Origin of the sequence: Nostoc punctiforme PCC 73102, from assembly GCF_000020025.1 — a bacterium.
Taxonomy (GTDB): domain Bacteria; phylum Cyanobacteriota; class Cyanobacteriia; order Cyanobacteriales; family Nostocaceae; genus Nostoc; species Nostoc punctiforme.
The window spans coordinates 53,898-70,951 of record NC_010631.1; the positions used below are offsets into that span (position 1 = coordinate 53,898).

Here is a 17,054-nt window from a genome sequence, read left to right on the forward strand (position 1 = left end):
GTTATTGTGACTCGATTATTGATTCTTCCAGAATGAATCGTTAGCGGCAGCAGATTGAATTATCTGGCGAGTAGCGGCGTTAGATTCCTGATCCTTCGCCGCAGCTTGCTCATCAAGCCTGTTTGAAATATCGGCAAGGTTAATATTTGCAACAGCCAAGGAACGGGATTGCTTTTGTGCTTCTGAGTGGATAGACTTGGCAATCACAACATTTTGCAAGTTTTGAATAGCGACCTTTTTAAGAATGTCTTGGGTAATAACATCCTGTTGGGCGGCGGCAGCATTTTCGCTTGATTGAGCAGTGGCATCATTAGTTATTGCTGCCTCTTGCGATTGCACTCGTTGACCCTCAACTCCTAGTACTGATTCTGACTGACCGCGTGTATATTGCTGGTTCCATTCCTTAATAGCGTTTCCGGCTTGAATGCGAGGGTCTAATATCAGCAACGCGCCTTCTTGTTTCTGAATCAATTTCTCGATATTCTTGCCAGCTTTTAGGGGATCAGGAATACCCAAATCACCAACACTAGATTCAATTGCCTGGGTTAATTCAGCTTCTAACTTGCCCAAACTTTTAGTAAATTCTTTCTGATAATTACTAATGTAAGTCTGCAAGCTGCTATAAATTTGTTGAAATTGAGTTAAGAAAGATTGGTTTTGATTAGTTTGAGCGTTGGCAGGGAGGCTAGAAAAGGATGTCAAAATCACTACGCCTGAGATCACGATCAATCGGTTGGTATTCAAGATACAAGTCCTCCAGGGCTACTACAAAAGGTTTTTTGGTACAAAGAGATTTTACGGTTGCTTGCTTTTTTACTAAATCAAAGGAAACAGCTTGAACCATTAATGTTTTAGGTGATTCTTCCTTATTTAATAAACTGGTGAAGAAGGGATCATCGAAAGGTAAAGCATTAGGTGGAAGGGTGGAAGCAGGGGATCGAAAAAGCATGACATAAGCACCTGGGTCAGCAGATTCAGAGTTAATCCCCGGTTGCTCTAATCCACTCAATCGCTTATTTTGATATTTCAATGCTCTCAGGCTGGGGGAGCGCTTGATGGCATCCTCGCCCAATTCTATGTACACGCCACAGCCATTCTTCGCTTCGCTAATAAGCTTTTCATATTGAGCTTGATTATATTGCCAAACCTGAAAGCTGACTATTGACGCAACACCCGCGAGTATTGCCAGTAATAACTTATTTTGAATAGCTAATGAAAGAATCTTCATAATGGTTTACCCTGCTTAACGCAATCGACATAATACTTAGAAAATTCTGCCACCCAGGTAAACTTGTCTCTGTAAGTTTTCTTAAATTTATCTCGTGTGGATTGTTCCTCTCTGCTATTAGCCACCAACGCCAGCAGGGGATAGGAGGGATAATAGCGGCAGCGAACATACTTGTTGTTGTAGTCCAACAGCCACAAAGTATATAATTGCTGAATATTAGGGATAAAACTTTCGTTTTTATCGATAATTTCTCTAGGGATGCCCAGCAACTCAGAGAAACTATTAGCCGCTCCTGGAACAATCCTCCCAATCAACCGCAAGGGCATATTTTGTAATATTTGTTCTCCTGCCTCCGATTTGGCAATAGAAATGATATCTTGTGCCGCCAGAAACACCCGACAGCCTTGCTTTCGAGCCGTAGCGCATTTACGACCCGCAAGCCGCGATAATGCCGAAAATCCCAGCAATACGCTAGCCTCATCCATAAAGAACACGCTGTTGGGCGAGGAGAGGGATTGACGGGACGCGGCGATATATGCACTCATCCCGAACACTTCTGCATCTTTTCCTGATTGCAGATTAGTCAGTGCAAAGGTAATCAACTGGCTATCTGCCTGGAAGGTTGAAGGCTTGCAGATAGCGCTACCAATGCTACTAGCCTGCCAGTACTGTAACCGCAAGCGGATGTAATTAAGTGCTTTTTCTACATTGTCATCCTGATAGCCTAAATAAATATATGCAAGCGAGAAGAATTTCTCCATATCTGCCAATGTCGGGGTATCCGCCCACTCTGGGGTGTTTATCCCTGCTTTTCGCGCTAATTCAAATCGCTCCTTGATGTCGGCATCTTCGTAAAAGGCTTTTGTACCCAAAGGGATTACAGATTCTATAGTTTGTGATAGCAACCCATCAAACTTTTGCGTTCCTAAAACTAATTGAAGCACGATTAAATTAATATCATTTCGATGGGCTTTTGTTCTTTCCTCCCACTGCGACTCAGAAATCTTTGATAGGTCTAGCGGTTGTACAAGGTTGTTTGATTCCTTTGAGATATCAAAATAAAACCCATTAAAGTAGGGCGTGAAATCTCCAAAGGTTCCTGAACCATCATCATTTGGCAAGTCAATCATTAATACTGACATTCCCAACGCCAAGCATTGATAAATAATAGAGGCGATGATTACCGATTTCCCACTCCCGGTAGTGCCGATTACCATCATGTTTTTCGGCTTTGACAGGTCAATATGAACCGAGGATTGACCCTCATGTGCAATTAATTCAAAGCCTTGTTTATCACCGTGCGCTGTTTGAACGACTGGCGTTAAACCAATTACTTCACTAGCAAAGAAAGTGGCGCGTCTGTTGAAAGGAAAAGTCAGCTGCGGTCGCTGTCTCAACAGCAAAGTGTCAAGCCAGATTGACCATGTATATTGCATTTCTCTAATCAACTCGGCAGGCTGATTGATATACCCTGAAATCAGCCTGCAAGCGTCGTCGATTTCTTCTGGAGAGTTACGATAAACAAGGATTATGACAGCTACATTTTCCGGGACATCACCCGTGTAAAGCTGCTTCTGAGCATCGACTGACCGCTCCGTATTAATTTGCGCTCCTACGTCAATAGTCTTTTTGCTGGCGCTAGCGGAGGCATTTATTGACCGCCTCGTAATCAATTGTTGGGTAAGCCTAATCATTTTTTGATCGGCTGGGCTAATCTCTGTTATTATCTCGACATCATAAATAACCTCGCGTGAGAATACGTCCCATAAAAAACGTATTTGCTGATGGGTTGAAGCAAACACCTCTGGTTTTTGGGCAAGCGTCATTACGCCGATATACTTCTTTTTGTCAGTACTCTGATGGGGCAAGCATACCCAGCGCCGATCAGCGTAGGGGATGCCATTATTCAGAAGTACGGATGTAGCGTGTAATTGGTCGTTATACCACGATGGGTTGGGCGCGGCTTCGTTAATCTCCTCCCTTAATTCGCCTGTATCATAAACTAGAGCATGGGGCACTTTTGTCGGCTTCGCACCCATTCTATCAACTAGGTCGCTCCACAATTGCTTGTCTGATTTTGGCGAGGGGAACAAGCCCATCTCAGATAGTATTTGTTGATGGCGCAAAGAGACAATTATCGCTTTTTCAAGAACTTGAATTAAGTTTTGAAGAGTGAGTTCGGTCGCGCCTGTTGGCGTGAATTTGCGCTGTAAAAAGTTCGCCAGCTTAACTATTGCTCTATCTACCGCGTCACCACCTTCGGTACCTCCTGGGCGGACAGTGAAAGTCGTGTAAATACTGAGCTTGATGTCCTTGCGCTGATGGTTACGTGTGAGTTCCTGCATTCGGGCAACTTGCCCCCAATCAAGAAACTCACTCTCAAGAGATATAGGGCTATCTAGTCTCTGGCGATAGCTTTCAATCACTTTCTCTTCGTCGCAAAACGAAGACCAACGAAAGGTGAATTTCTCACCCGACGAGAACTCTTTACAGCCGTTCTCAAAAGCCTTGACCATCGCCTCTAATCTCTCAGATGAATTAAACAGTGGGTGAAAGCCAGTGCATTCATATCCGAATACTAATTGCAGGGTGTTGTTAGTGTCGCTTACTTGTTTTTTGCTCAACAAGTAAGCTCCAATTTGATAGTTCCCCTTTTTTAATTTTACTAAAGTTGCTAAGTCTAAAAAGTCTTCAAAGGGTACTATTTTTTGATTACGAATACTGCTTTTTACCATAGCTTAGGCATCCCCTTTGAACCCGCCCTTTTTTTGTTTTGGGGCGAAGTATATCTGATATAGCCGCGTGTGAAAGTTGGAACGCTTGGGAACACTCTTGACCAGAACAAGTAAGGACGTTTGCCAGATAAAACTATCACCGTGGCACTCAACCAAACCCCAGCCAGCAATCCCCAAACTATTCCTGCCCCAAACATAATCGCAATGATGAAGCCCACGCCAAACATAAATAAGGCAACTGCAAATTGAAAGCCAGTAAAAATGCCTATTGTTGCATTTTGACCAAGTGACTGATTCACCCGTTTCATGGGCGATTTATTATACTCGCTCATCACTAGCAAGCGGCTGTAACGCCGTTAAATAAGATGCTTTGAGCAATCCAAAGCACCAGGATTATGAAAAACACGCCTACGGGCTGTTGAACCATCTGCGTTACTTCCTGTCCTTCACCAATACCGTTGGCAACCTTAAGCCCAGAAGCCACAAAGTATACAAACAAAAGTACTGTGATGGTTGCATTGATCACTGCGGGAAGGGCTTGAATGGCAGCCGCGCCGCCAGCCGCACCACCCCCACCAATACCACCAGCGCCGCCGAACATACAAGTCATTGCTGTCTGAGCCGAATCGAACAAGCCCCACCCATAAGAGGGCATCGACTGCATGACAATGATTGTCGCTGTACCTGCTGCGTAAATATGATGCTGATATTTGCGCCCAATCGCCGCGCTAGCCTTAGCCAGAACTTGAGTTTGTGTTCTTCGCACAGAATTGTTAGATGCCAAGGCAATTACTCCTTTTTTCATTGTTCTAGGAAAAATCTAAAAATCACCTTATTACCGAAGTTGGAAGTAACAAAAAATCTACTTCCAACTTCCCACTTCTGACTTGTTTAATGCTCTTTGTTGAAATTCACTTTCTATGTCAGCTAAAGTATGTTCCCTAGCTAGTGAGCGAATTTCCTGAAGTACTGCGATGTGACACTCGTATAGCTTCGCATAGCCATCTAGACCACCTGTTTTTTTGTTGGTAAATTTCTGGAACTCTGGCAAGTACTTCCGAGCTATGTTCAAATATGCTTGTAGTTGTCTTGCAGAAACCTTTGGCTTTAACATCGCCGCAACTTCTGGTCTTGTTAGTTCTTCATTTTGCCAGGTAAACCTCCCTATCCCCATGACTCTGAGAACTTCTTGGAACTTCTAACTATACATAAAATACCCCGCCTTTTTCGTGGCGGGGGAGTGTCATTTTAAAAAATATTAGCGGTCACAAAAAACTGGTTAAAGATAAGAATTGAGCGCTTTTCCTTCCCGTTCCCACTTTTCATCTAAAAGACGACAAGCTACGCGAACAACATTCTGAGGATTCCGTTTATGTTCTCCTGGCATATTCCAGTTCCGGGTAGTGTATTCACTTTCGTACCCCAAAACCAGGGCAAGCTCTCGATAACTTAATTTCCACTTCTTCTTAAACTCTATTGGGTGCATAGTATTTATTTGATACTTGCATAAAGAACTTATTTAATATTTATAACATAATTAGTTAGTCAATTCTTTATAATTTCCTTGGGAGAGATAAATCAAGTTTTATATTTGCTTATCTTAATATTCTTCTAAAAAATATTAGCCATTTTAGGGTTATCCAATTTATCTATAATATAAATATTCTCTTTTAAGCAATTATTTTTATGTCCAACACAGATGCTAATTTTCAGCAGCTATTCCCGCCCACAAGTCAAGTTAATAAAGATAACGAAAATCCCACGTTATCAGTCAATCACCTAACTCCCACTGATGACCAAATCAAAGACTGGCTACAATCACCACAAATCAAACAGTGGCTTAGAAAACTACTAATGGGCATACCGAATAATCTCAAGGTAGAAGCGATAAATACCATCATCAAAAATGTTATACAAAACCCAGACAAAGACTATCAAGTACAATTCGGTAGTTCAACTATTGGAGTCTATGTTTTACGGTGGCAGCTTTGGGCAGCCTATAAATTACCTTACGCCAGTGGAATCAAAACTCCTGATTGCCCCTACACTTTGAAAAAACATTTGGATACTCTCGACTAACTTCTCAGATTACATAATCCCGAAGTTTCATTAAATTCCCACACAATACCCGATCTATTCTTACCAAAACTACCATGCTTAACTGCGAACTGAGAATTGCTTACACTATCTCACAAACAGCAATGACAAAGAAATAGATAAAAGTACGATTTTAATCAGTACTTCCGTCTCTTTATTTTTAATCAATCATCGTTATATTTTGTCGGATCAAGTAGAGAGCAATGCAACAGGCGATCGCACACTTGGCGGGCGGGTACGCCATCGCTTGACTGCCATTAACTTAGCAGATGACTAAACCTTGTATTGAAGCTAAATTTGATGACGTTAACAGAAACATTTCTTCACATCTATTTTAGGCTCTAGCCCATGAACAGCTTTCATCGCCCAAGGAGATTCTTTAGAGTTCGTAAGCCAATTAGATTTTCGATTTGAGACGATGAGTTAGCTTTAGAGCTACCCTTGTAGAAGAACAGAATCTCTTAACTACTCTTTGACTCATGATCAGGCTCCTTCAAGTCGAAAAATTCCCGATTCTGATGTTGCCGGAAATCGAGGCGTATTTAGAAAGTGGACTATTTCGTGGGATTGGCAAGAAAACTGCTCAAACTTTGGTCAATTGCTTTGGAAGTGAGACTTTATCGATATTAGATAACAACCCCGAAAAACTTTACACTGTTCCCGGACTAACTCAATATCGTATTGATGGTATTACCAAAGCTTGGTCAGAGAGTAAAAAGAATCCGAACTTGGGAGTGATTACCCAACTTTTGGCTGTGGGAACTTCATTGAAGTTAGCTTTGAAAATTTGTGACTATTACGGACACAAAACTGCAAATGTACTTCAGAACAACCCTTACAGATTAATTGATGATATTGATGGCATCGGTTTTAAGACTGCTGATGAGCTAGCAATATCTCTTGGTATCCCACTATACAGCGATACTCGTTATATCTCAGCTTTAATCCATGTTTTAAAATCCGGCTTGCGTGAAGGGAATTGTTTTTTACCGTTTGAGCAATTAGTAAGGCATCATGTAAAAATAACTTGAACAATTTGCTGAATGGTAAGATGATCAGAATGTAACCGAATTAAAGGCTTATATGTCTGATAAGCAGGTAGTAGAAAGCATTCAAGACAAGTACGATTCGTTATCGCCTTATTTGAATGAGAAAACACGGCGTATTTGGGCAGCAATTGAAGCCCGAAGCCTGGGCTGGGGAGGCGTGAGTCAGGTTGCGCTCGCAACTGGACTATCCCGGACTACAATCCATGCTGGGATACGGTTATTGTTAGACGCTTCGGGGGAAAAAACCTCGAATGATGATAGTAATCGAATTCGTTCGTCAGGTGCTGGACGTAAACTACTTGAAGAAAAAGACGCAATGCTGCTATCAGATTTAGAATCGCTGATTGAACCAGTGACACTGGGAGACCCAGAATCTCCTCTAAAATGGACTTCTAAAAGTGTTGTGAAACTGGCTGCGGCATTAAACATTGGGGGACATAGGACTAGTCCTAAAAGTGTTTATAACTTACTTGAATCGCTTGGCTACAGCTTACAATCAAATCGTAAAACCCGTGATGGCTCATCTCATCCAGATAGAGATGATCAGTTTTTACATATTTCCAACCAAGTCTTGCACTTTCAATCCCAGAACGAACCCGTAATTTCAGTTGATACAAAAAAAAAGAATTAATTGGAGATTTTAAAAATTCTGGAACCGAGTGGTGTGAAAAGGAACAGCCAATTGAGGTGAAAATGCATGATTTTGTTGACCCCAAGTTGGGCAAGGCAATTCCCTACGGAATTTATGACTTAACCTCAAATCAAGGATGGGTAAATGTTGGCATTGACCACGATACCGCAGAGTTTGCAGTCGAGTCTATTCGTCATTGGTGGTACTCAATGGGTAAACAAGTTTATCCCAGCAGTGAGCATATAATGATTACGGCTGATTGCGGTGGTAGCAATAGTTATCGCTCACGATTGTGGAAATTGAAGTTACAAGAATTAGCAACTGATACTGGTAAAACTATTCATGTGTGTCATTTTCCTCCAGGCACAAGTAAATGGAATAAGATTGAGCATCGCTTGTTTTGTCACATTACCCAAAACTGGCGAGGCAGACCATTAACTAGCTTGCAAGTTGTGATTAATCTAATTCGCAATACTACCACCACACAAGGATTAGAAGTTGAAGCTAGATTAGATCCAAATCTCTACAAAACGGGAATCAAGGTTACAGACCAAGAGCTTGATACTATCGCAATCGAACGAAATTCTTTTCATGGTGAGTGGAACTATATTATCAAACCCAAAGTAGTCAGTTAATTGTTCAATTTATTTTTACATAACTCCTAAGTATTGCCACTGACCTGCTTTCTTCACCACAGCATACGCCCGATGTTCAATTTTTAAATACAATCATTCAACAGTTACTCGAAAAGGGGACTTTAGTTTCGGGTGATGTTGGTAATAGTGTTTATCTCAAAGCTGCTTATCGGGCTGAACTTTCTGTGACTTTGAAGATTCTTGCTCTCCTTGAGCAACCAACTCACCCCACTGAACATTTAGAACACTGGTTAGCCCAATTCCAAACTACTGACTATCGCCAACTTTCACGTTTAAGTGATGAACAAATTAGTGCCTTGATGATGGCAGCCAAACATCCAATTAGCATTATCACTGGTGGCCCTGGTCGAGGGAAAACTTATGTACTGAAAACCATTATTGAATGGTTCATGCATACTGATAAAGCGATTGCACTTGCCGCTCCAACAGGGAAAGCTGCTAACCGGATGAAAGATGCTACAGGCATTGAAGCAACTACTATTCACCGTTTATTGCAATGGCAGGGAAACAATGCGGTTTTTCTTTATAACGAGGATAATCTTCTAAATCTTGATTGTCTAATCATTGATGAATTTTCAATGGTTGACATTTTTCTGTTCAATTCGCTGCTCAAAGCCTTGGACAAAAAAACCAGAATTGTACTGGTAGGGGACTTTGATCAATTACCCAGTATTGGCGCGGGAATGGTCTTGCGGGATTTAATTGTTTCTGAACTCGTGCCAACAACTTTCTTACAGACGATTTATCGCCAACGGCACGAAAGCCCGATTATTTATGCTGCTAATGATGTCAATTCTGGCATAGTCCCTACACTGCACAATTTTAATCAAGTTTCTGATTGGATGGATGTCGGTGACTGTGCAATGATTCAAAAAGACTCGCCCCAAGCGACCTCCCAAGCCATCGTTGAGTTGGTTAAAGCTATTGGCCAGTCAGGTGTTGATTTAAATCAACAACTAATAATCTTAGCGCCCCAAAAACAAGGAGACTGTGGAGTTCACAATCTCAATCAGCTTCTTGCGCCTATCTTTAATCCAAAACTTGAAAATCAACCACAAGTTGTCTCTGGGTCAGTTATCTACCGTGTGGGCGATCGCGTAATCCAGCTGAAAAACCGTTATGAAACTGTCCCGCCCGTAATGAATGGCGAGATCGGTCAGGTTATTGCTGTGGAGCCGGAAAAATTTTTGGTTACGATCTCTTGGGAGGGCGGTGCTATTGTTAATTATTATCCTGGAGACTTCGAGCAAATTATGCACTCGTTTTGTATAACTTGTCACAAGAGTCAAGGTAGCCAATTTCCTTATGTGATTTTCCCATTGGTTAGGGCTAATTACCGGATGTTAACCCGTCAGCTGCTCTACACGACTATGACTCGCGCAATGGGTACATTCATCGCAGTTGGACAGCATGAAGCATTGAAAACTGCTGTCGCTACTGATAAACCCGCCCAGCGTTTTACTGGACTAACCAATCTCCTCATTTCACCTGTTGAGCAACTTAGTGAAATCTGGCAGAGTTTGAGCAACACCAGAAAAACCACTTGTACGACAACATCTTCCCCTACTGTTACTGTCGCTTCTAGGCTACAACAACGTCAACTGACTGCAACGCAAGGACAGATGACTACTATTGGTAGTCTTGCACTACAAATGTATGAATCCAAGTATGGTTATCGTCCGTCAAAACAGCCCGAACTTGTAGGTAAGTTTCGCTTTAATACTTATCACTATGAAACTACCGCAATTGACGAGATTGATTCAGCAATTGACGCAGTTCTGCTCCAATAATAAAACCCATGCCCAAAATGAGAACAACGGTCGCATCCAACCAGACTACTGCTTAACTTACACTTTTAACATTTATGGTATTCCAGCAACACAGTTAAAGATCGGCCAATCAGTGAAGTATCTGATCGGGACTCGAAGCGGCATGAGTGCGGCAATAACCGATATCAGCAAATCATCTCTTAGTCTCAAAAATACTCATATTGTTACTTTGACCTTTGATGATGATTCACTACCAAATCACTTAAAAACACAACAACTAACCGTTTATGACGAATTGCTTGAAGGTTGTGAAATAATCACATTTTAAAAAATTAAAGTTGGCAACAGCAGAACGTACATTCGCCGCTACAAGTTGGAATTAATCAAAATACTAACTTGCCGGCTGATATAATCCCGTATTTTCGTTAAATTCCCACCCCAACCCTGCTCTATCCTTCGCCTTACACCATGCTACAAAAAGCGGTGCGGGAAGATTAATTCGCTCCTTGCGTACACTTTCAGGACTTACACCAAGTCTTTTAGCTAAACCTTCTTCAGTTAACGGTTGCATTCGGGGAGTATGCCCCGGATAGGATGAATTGTTGTAGTACGATTTTTGGCCTCGCTTTTGTTGGTTGTTGAGATAGTCTTGAATTTTAATGATCGCCTCAGCCAACTGTGTCATTCGGGCTGTCATCTTTTCAATTTTTTGTTCTAAATTGGCGAGATTATCAATTACTGTGGTTTGGTTGCTATTAGATCCATTAGATTCATTTGAAAACTCTGACTCCAGCTTATCAAGTCTTTCGCAAATAGCTATTATTGTTTCGTTGGTCGGACTGGCGTTACTATTGTTACTCGTAACTAAGTACTTCTCAACACTTGCCTTAATCTGAGAATCTAAGCGTTTGTCTAAATTATTACCACCTATTGCATCAAGCTGATCTTGAGAATCGTCTAAGTAGAGTTTGATAAATTCGAGCAGCGTGGCTGTTGCGGTCGTCCCTTTTGACTTACAACGGGCGATAAACTGCTCCCAAATCCTTTGATCGCAGTTGAAAGATGCCAGTTTTTTATTACGCCCTGTCTTGCTCATGTTCACGTGTCATCTAGGTAAACTCGGACTGTACACGCTTATTAAATCGTGTAATTCATCATGATGAATTACCTTGATGTTATCATCGCCAAATGTGTCAGCGCATTCTTCAAGCGATGGTTTTTGTAAAGAGATGCTACTGCCAACGGCTACCATTGGCGATCAACAATTATCTCAGGCTTAAACACTTGCAGGATTCCTTTATCTAATTTTTGCTCATCGAAACAGTGCTGAGTACCTAGTTAGATTGCTGAGTAAGAAAGCAATAATTGCATCCAGTACAGTAAGTCTGTACCCCTACGGGGATCTTGCTACGCATAGCGTAGCGTCTCTAAAAGTTGCCCCTGCTTTTAAGCCCTGGTGTCCGAAAAGTTTGAGTTTTTGGCACGCAAGTTTTACCCGTTTCTTGAAGAATTTTTTATAGAGGAATCAAGCCACTCTCAAAAAATAAACTAAAAATGACTCTATAATTTTATGGCGTGATAGCGATTAAATAGCGGGCTATTCGGATAAGGCTTCATTTGGCACTGAAGCAGGGGGAAATTTTGTACAAGTTTCTTAAAATAAGCACCTTTGCCTGTTTTCTTTAACCCAAACCTACACCTGTAATATTTGTGTATTTAAATGCTATGAGTATGCTCTTTGACCTGATGCATCACTTATTAACTATAAAGTCATTATCGGTTTATTTTTTCACTTATTTTTAGGTTTTTCTTTTAGAGGTGTATTTTTAGGGGGAACCACAAAAAAAAGATACCAGCCTTGTTCTTAATTGCTCGTTGTGTGGCGTGGATCTGGATCGTACTTTCGTATCTTTATGAGCGGGTAGTGCTTTACCACCCAAATCGGGAAAATTGACTTGCCTGAAGACGAACCGATCACTTACTTGGGTAGGTACCTACACGTTGAAAACACATTGTAATTTCAGACATCAAAAACTAACTTTCCATTCGGTAAAGTCCCTTTGACAGTTTCTGCATTGTTATCAATCAATATTGATATTGGCTAACCACAACAACTGGTGCTTTCAGGTGAAAGCTGCGGCGATTGCACGGAGCGCAACTGTCCATTGGCGATTGCAACGCCATATAGACATCACCCCGTAGCAATTCCAGCATCAATCATCTTCGCCAGACATTGAGTATTAAATATCCTCAGTGATGACGCGAATCGCTGAAAATACCCATACTGCATAGCTGCGAAAATTGCACCCCGTAGCAATTCCTGTCCCGTGGACTGGGATAATAAGAACAGGGCGGGGTGTTGATGGGACAGCAACCTTGAAAATTGATAGGCATGGTCGAGCAAAGATTCTGTCTTTGCAGGATATCCAACTTCTGTTCTCGCAGGGGGTAGATTCACTGCGAGACAAAGCGCTGTTTGCGGTGATGCTTTACACAGCGTGTCGGGTGAACGAAGCAGTGACGTTGCTTAAGCGGGACGTATATGATGCCAAAGGAAAAGTCAGAGCCAAAATCATCTTTCGCAAAGGTAACACGAAAGGGAAACTGGCTACCCGTGCCATCCCGGTAATTCAAGAATTGCGAGTCAGGTTGCAAGCATATAACCCGCGTGATGATTCTCCTTGGCTGTTCCCTGGAAATGCTGACCACTCAAGAGCCAATAACCACCTGCACCGAGATTCGGCACTGTGGATATTGCGAGTCGCTTGCAAAAAAGTAGGAGTTGAAGGCGTAAGCTCTCACAGCTTTCGGCGCACAGCACTCACCTCGATGAGTAATGCCGGGATTCCCTTAAGAGTGATTCAGGAAATTTCTGGGCATCGCACGTTGGACGAGCTGTACAAGTACCTGGAGGTAAGAGAAGATCAAGTATTGGGAGCGGTATCATCTTTAGCACTACTTGCTCCGGTCGATGAAGACGACTTCGGGAAACCCAACTTTGTCGAAGTGACCGATAATTCAGTAAAGAAAAGGCATTGACCCCATTTTACCAAAAAATCGATTTAGCAAAGCAGCATCAGCACAATTGCTGAAAGCAAAAGTAGAAATTACTTCAATGATGCGGTTAGTTATGACGAAAGTTTAGGAGAACTCCATCGGCAACACCTCTTCACTTAGCAAGCTGTAAAATTCAGGAACAAGAGATTCCACAAGTCGCAGTTCATTTGCCGCGATCGCTTCAAGTTCCAGCACCGTCTCCCAACGCAAATCCTCAACCCATCGCTTGAGAATGCCTTTAATTGCGTCTACTCCACGAGAAATACCAGAGCGAAGTATTTCTACGCAATGAAGTAGAGTAATCCGGTCTGTTTGGGGCGACTCAAATTCGGTAGTATCCTCCCCTTGGCAATGGGAGTTCCCTATAGCATTAGGGGGGGGTGTGGATACGGCCTGCTGATTGGGGTTTACATTATACGCAGCAGGGGTTTGAGCAGCATAAGAGGTTCGATTTTCTTTTTGATTACGCTTCGTTTCACGATGAGCAATTACATGCATTGCAAATTCTAATTCCTCTTTAGATAAAGAAAAAAGTTTCACCTGTTGCCCCCGTTTACCTTGCTTGCGGAAAGTCAACTTTAGCCCCAGCTGCTCTACTAAAGTCGCCAGCAACCAAATAGGTTTACAGTCTAGGGGAATAGTAAACCCAAGAATTGCTTTAACATGAGCAGCACAATGTATAGCGATCTCCGTCATCTTGAGTAAGGTGGAATCGTCGGCAGTAACTTCATCACCCGCAACTAAAGAAGTGAGAATCTGATGCAGCCCCAGGTTAAATCTAGCCAACCATCGAGCTGAGTAATTGCCCCAGTCGATGCACAAAGGTAGATTGTCGCGCTCGGTGCGGTCTTTTTGGGTGACAATTGTTGGTGGCGTAGGATAAGTTTGCCCAGTTTTGGGGTCAGTAAACGATTCTTCGGGTGGGGCTAAAATGGCCTCAAGTCCAGCAATTGCCCTAATTAAGCGACCACCTTTATCCATTTCTACGAGTGATTCGGTTACTTCGATGCCGTAAGAATCAGAAATGCGGAATTTTTCGCATTCAAAAATTTCATTAGGGTCAAGGTAATCTTTGCTCTGACGGGCACGGTACTCGCTCAAAGTAATATTCTTAGCCTTGGCAACAGCCGAATTGTGGGCACTATCCAAAGCTTGTGCTGCTGCTTTTAGACTTTCAAGAGATTGAGGATCTGAATCACTGCCCACATATATAAATGTATTGCCCATTTCGGTGAGCAGCGATCGCAGATCATCGCGGAGATTATTGAGAGAATAGTGGCGGTTAGCCATGATTTGGCAGTAAGCCTCAAGCGCCCAATCTTTCTCTGCGCCCCTTGAACCTGTTTTTCGGTCGATCCGTAACAGAAAAGCAGTCATTTCATTGGTTTGGAGCGAGCGTTCCTTGATTTTGGATGCGTTTGTATCTTTGTAACCAAAGGGAGGACGCTTTGCCACCCAAATATGAAACGGAACTTTCGGGCGATAGCGGTACAACTGCTGGGCGCACTCAGTTGCAGTTTGGGAAACCGCATGAAATACCCCAAATACTAAGTCAAAATGATACTGGGAAATATCTACACCAGTCCCCAGGCTGGGAGAGGTGAACAAGGCATCAAAGTTTTTGACGGCGTTGGTGATATCTTTAATGAAAGCGACATTCTCTTCACTGCCAGAATTATCGGAGTGAATAGACCAAATGCGCCATTTTTGTGGTGTATGGGATGGGTCAGAGTTAGATTGTTCGCACTTAATAGTAAAGGATTTGTCGAGTTTCTTGATGAAACGCTTAGAGTCACTTGCAACCATGACTTTCAGACCTTGCATGAGCGCCGCCGAGATTTGGGCAACTAGGGCGCTTGAGTTAATGCCTTCGTACCAATAAATTGTGCGTGAACCGTTTCGCCACTCGTTCTTGATAATGTACGGGATTTCATCTGTTGGTCGCATGGAGCGAAAGAAATCCACGGTCAAATCATCCATGTGTGCATCGGCAATCACCACTAACGGTGCGTTATACACTATATATTCCAGTACCTCCAAAATTGCTGCACGGTGCTGTTTGCAAGTATTACTGTGTAGTAGGTGGGTGAGGTATTGGCAGGCTTCATCTATAAATATGCAGCCGTAGCTGAGAGACTGAGTATTCAGCTTATGCAAGCTGTCAATGGTAATACTAAGGGCTTGTGCCTGGGCTAAACCTGTGTAACCCAAGTCTGAGTACATCGCCGTCTGCAAGCGTTCGGCAAGATTTTTGAGCAAATTTACGCGATGCCCATTGTTGAGAAATCTGGCGTGAGGATTTTGGTCACGCCACCAGCGCATTAACTCGGTTTTCCCTGTACCCATATCGCTCCAGAGTACAACCAGTCCTTTCTCTGGAAAACGGAAAGATTTTTTGGGATTTTGGGTACTGGGTTTGGGGTTAAAGGAGCTAGAATCTGTTAACTCTTGTTTTCCTTCTCCCTGCCCACAGCTTGTAGAGCTAACACAAGGTGTGAACAATTGCTCTTGTGAAATATCGTAAAGTGGCGGGACAGACGAACATTTTTCCTCCAGATCCGGAATGCAGAGTGCTTGGGTCAAATATTTAATATTGACTGTGACATCCGGTTTGTACTTAGAGAGTCCCCATTTCTTAGCTCGATACGAGCGCTGGTAATCAGCAAGTGATTTAGCATCATCGATGATTGCGGTCAGTAGAGCGTTAGCATCTTCGCCCCGCGCCACAACAAAATCATCTACACCTTTCTCTGGGCCTGGCAACAGCGCAACTTCACAAGTACAGCCTACTGCTTCAATCGCTTTGGCAGTGCGAACAGTGGCTTGAAACACCGACCAACGAGTTTTCAATTTAGTTTCGTAGTCGAACAAAATAATGAACTTGCGTCCCGCCTGAGCCATTGGTACTAAGTCAGGATGCAGTCGCTCATCGAAATCTTGTTTGCCCACGCGCCCATTCCAAATTCCTGGAAGTGCGATCGCTACAAACCCTAAACTCAGCAAGCAAGCGGCTTTCTTCTCACCCTCGCATAAGATAATCGGAATCTCTGGATGCTGCCGAACCCACTCCCAGAATATTAATGGATTGAGTTGATCCAGCAAGCGCAATGCTAAAAGCGAATGATAGCGCTTAATTAAATAACGCTTTGCAACTTTGCCCCAGATGGGGTTAGCGACATCAAAGTAGGTAACGCGGTTGGCTGTCTTAGGTGGTGACTCGTATTTAACTGGTTTACAGGAGTGCCAATCAAAGCGCGGGAAGTTCGGCTTAATCCGCCCCCAATCCATCGGTTGCCAGTTTTTGAATGGGTCAAGTGATTGAATCCACGTCCCACCCAGTAATAGGTGCTGATACATTTTGATGTATCCATCTGTTACCCGACCCGCATTCTTGCGTGGGATTTTATCAGATATGAACAGGAAATCATAAACTGATTCTCCCTCTACATGGAAAAAGTTGCGCTTAATCAACGCCGGATGAATGGCGCTACCAGCTAACAACTCATGGTATTCCGCTGCCGTGAGGTTGTTTGGGTATTCAATTGTCGCTGAATTCATCGGTTCTCCCCTCGGGATTCCTTAGAGAAAACTCTTTCAAGCTGCGAAACTCTTGCTCTAGCCTGGACATTCCGAAAATTTCCCTTCGTCACAGCACAAAATTGCCGTGCGAAAGCTGCACTCGACCCCATGCGCTCTAACACTGCGCTCTTGGGGCGTTCTCTATTTGTCATGATATCTTCCCCTGATAACTCGGTTGACAAGTTCAGAGGGGGTTGCATCAGTTATCAGTTATCTAATCTTGGACTCTACTCCCAACTGATAACTGGTAACT

At 42.8% G+C, this 17,054-nt stretch carries 16 protein-coding genes; 6 read left to right on the plus strand and 10 right to left on the minus strand.

All coding sequences use genetic code 11. The annotated features are described in order from the left end of the window. Nucleotides 1-15: 15 nt before the first annotated feature. The 7 genes from NPUN_RS43820 to NPUN_RS34010 form a co-directional block, all read right to left on the minus strand. Nucleotides 16-744, minus strand: coding sequence for a hypothetical protein (locus NPUN_RS43820; RefSeq protein ID WP_234711185.1), 729 nt, complete (start codon nt 742-744; stop codon nt 16-18). Further along, nucleotides 686-1,228, minus strand: a complete 543-nt coding sequence (locus NPUN_RS33985) for a hypothetical protein (protein ID WP_012412955.1) — start codon at nt 1,226-1,228, stop codon at nt 686-688. Before NPUN_RS33985 ends, NPUN_RS43820 begins: the two co-directional genes overlap by 59 nt. After that, entirely contained in the window at nt 1,225-3,963 is a 2,739-nt protein-coding gene (locus tag NPUN_RS33990; protein WP_012412956.1) for an ATPase AAA, read from the minus strand. The genes NPUN_RS33985 and NPUN_RS33990 overlap by 4 nt, the downstream gene beginning before the upstream one ends. Beyond that, complete coding sequence (locus NPUN_RS43825) at nt 3,957-4,295, minus strand: hypothetical protein (protein ID WP_041566573.1); 339 nt, start codon at nt 4,293-4,295, stop codon at nt 3,957-3,959. The genes NPUN_RS33990 and NPUN_RS43825 overlap by 7 nt, the downstream gene beginning before the upstream one ends. A gap of 2 nt (nt 4,296-4,297) precedes the next feature. After that, a complete protein-coding gene (locus NPUN_RS34000; protein WP_167315703.1) occupies nt 4,298-4,747 on the minus strand; it encodes a hypothetical protein in 450 nt (149 codons plus the stop codon). Nucleotides 4,748-4,825: 78 nt separating this feature from the next. Beyond that, nucleotides 4,826-5,137 (minus strand): hypothetical protein, encoded by a 312-nt coding sequence (locus tag NPUN_RS34005; protein WP_012412958.1) that lies wholly within the window; start codon nt 5,135-5,137, stop codon nt 4,826-4,828. Between the two features lie 105 nt (nt 5,138-5,242). Beyond that, nucleotides 5,243-5,449 (minus strand): hypothetical protein, encoded by a 207-nt coding sequence (locus NPUN_RS34010; RefSeq protein ID WP_012412959.1) that lies wholly within the window; start codon nt 5,447-5,449, stop codon nt 5,243-5,245. A 200-nt stretch (nt 5,450-5,649) separates the two neighbouring features. Between NPUN_RS34010 and NPUN_RS34015 the strand changes: the two genes are divergently transcribed. From NPUN_RS34015 to NPUN_RS41225, 5 genes are all read left to right on the plus strand, one after another. Further along, nucleotides 5,650-6,042: a hypothetical protein gene (locus tag NPUN_RS34015; protein ID WP_012412960.1), complete on the plus strand. Its 393-nt coding sequence runs from the start codon at nt 5,650-5,652 to the stop codon at nt 6,040-6,042. Between the two features lie 497 nt (nt 6,043-6,539). Then, the gene (locus NPUN_RS34020; RefSeq protein ID WP_041566574.1) at nt 6,540-7,091 is read left to right on the plus strand and encodes a helix-hairpin-helix domain-containing protein; all 552 of its coding nucleotides are present in this window, start codon (nt 6,540-6,542) and stop codon (nt 7,089-7,091) included. Between the two features lie 52 nt (nt 7,092-7,143). Further along, a protein-coding gene (locus tag NPUN_RS34025) for an ISAzo13-like element ISNpu10 family transposase (protein ID WP_086000586.1) occupies nt 7,144-8,375 on the plus strand; the annotation gives its coding sequence in 2 pieces (ribosomal slippage) (nt 7,144-7,723 and nt 7,723-8,375; 1,233 coding nt in all). Nucleotides 8,376-8,560: 185 nt separating this feature from the next. Then, nucleotides 8,561-10,186 carry an ATP-dependent DNA helicase gene (locus NPUN_RS34030; protein WP_052304724.1) on the plus strand — a complete coding sequence of 542 codons (1,626 nt, stop codon included), beginning with the start codon at nt 8,561-8,563 and terminating at the stop codon, nt 10,184-10,186. Then, nucleotides 10,128-10,493, plus strand: a complete 366-nt coding sequence (locus NPUN_RS41225; RefSeq protein WP_167315704.1) for a hypothetical protein — start codon at nt 10,128-10,130, stop codon at nt 10,491-10,493. Before NPUN_RS34030 ends, NPUN_RS41225 begins: the two co-directional genes overlap by 59 nt. Nucleotides 10,494-10,556: 63 nt before the next feature. On the opposite strand, the gene NPUN_RS34040 is transcribed toward NPUN_RS41225, so the two are convergent. Continuing rightward, entirely contained in the window at nt 10,557-11,261 is a 705-nt protein-coding gene (locus tag NPUN_RS34040; RefSeq protein ID WP_012412962.1) for a hypothetical protein, read from the minus strand. 989 nt (nt 11,262-12,250) lie between these two features. Continuing rightward, nucleotides 12,251-12,379 carry a hypothetical protein gene (locus NPUN_RS44350; protein WP_272913986.1) on the minus strand — a complete coding sequence of 43 codons (129 nt, stop codon included), beginning with the start codon at nt 12,377-12,379 and terminating at the stop codon, nt 12,251-12,253. Nucleotides 12,380-12,541: 162 nt separating this feature from the next. Here NPUN_RS44350 and NPUN_RS34045 point away from each other — a divergent pair, with 162 nt between their 5' ends. After that, on the plus strand, nt 12,542-13,204 hold the full coding sequence (locus tag NPUN_RS34045) for a tyrosine-type recombinase/integrase (RefSeq protein WP_012412963.1): 663 nt from the start codon (nt 12,542-12,544) through the stop codon (nt 13,202-13,204). A gap of 102 nt (nt 13,205-13,306) precedes the next feature. Here the strand turns inward: NPUN_RS34045 and NPUN_RS34050 are convergent, their stop codons facing one another. Then, a complete protein-coding gene (locus tag NPUN_RS34050) occupies nt 13,307-16,780 on the minus strand; it encodes a plasmid replication protein, CyRepA1 family (RefSeq protein ID WP_012412964.1) in 3,474 nt (1,157 codons plus the stop codon). Nucleotides 16,781-17,054: the final 274 nt, after the last annotated feature.

Bases quoted from the DNA above. Each gene is read 5' to 3' on its own strand.
- NPUN_RS33985 (WP_012412955.1), bottom strand. From the start codon at position 1,228: ATGAAGATTCTTTCATTAGCTATTCAAAATAAGTTATTACTGGCAATA.
- NPUN_RS33990 (WP_012412956.1), bottom strand. From the start codon at position 3,963: ATGGTAAAAAGCAGTATTCGTAATCAAAAAATAGTACCCTTTGAAGAC.
- NPUN_RS43825 (WP_041566573.1), bottom strand. From the start codon at position 4,295: ATGAGCGAGTATAATAAATCGCCCATGAAACGGGTGAATCAGTCACTT.
- NPUN_RS34005 (WP_012412958.1), bottom strand. From the start codon at position 5,137: ATGGGGATAGGGAGGTTTACCTGGCAAAATGAAGAACTAACAAGACCA.
- NPUN_RS34010 (WP_012412959.1), bottom strand. From the start codon at position 5,449: ATGCACCCAATAGAGTTTAAGAAGAAGTGGAAATTAAGTTATCGAGAG.
- NPUN_RS34015 (WP_012412960.1), top strand. From the start codon at position 5,650: ATGTCCAACACAGATGCTAATTTTCAGCAGCTATTCCCGCCCACAAGT.
- NPUN_RS34020 (WP_041566574.1), top strand. From the start codon at position 6,540: ATGATCAGGCTCCTTCAAGTCGAAAAATTCCCGATTCTGATGTTGCCG.
- NPUN_RS41225 (WP_167315704.1), top strand. From the start codon at position 10,128: ATGAAACTACCGCAATTGACGAGATTGATTCAGCAATTGACGCAGTTC.
- NPUN_RS34040 (WP_012412962.1), bottom strand. From the start codon at position 11,261: ATGAGCAAGACAGGGCGTAATAAAAAACTGGCATCTTTCAACTGCGAT.
- NPUN_RS44350 (WP_272913986.1), bottom strand. From the start codon at position 12,379: ATGCTGGAATTGCTACGGGGTGATGTCTATATGGCGTTGCAATCGCCA.
- NPUN_RS34050 (WP_012412964.1), bottom strand. From the start codon at position 16,780: ATGAATTCAGCGACAATTGAATACCCAAACAACCTCACGGCAGCGGAA.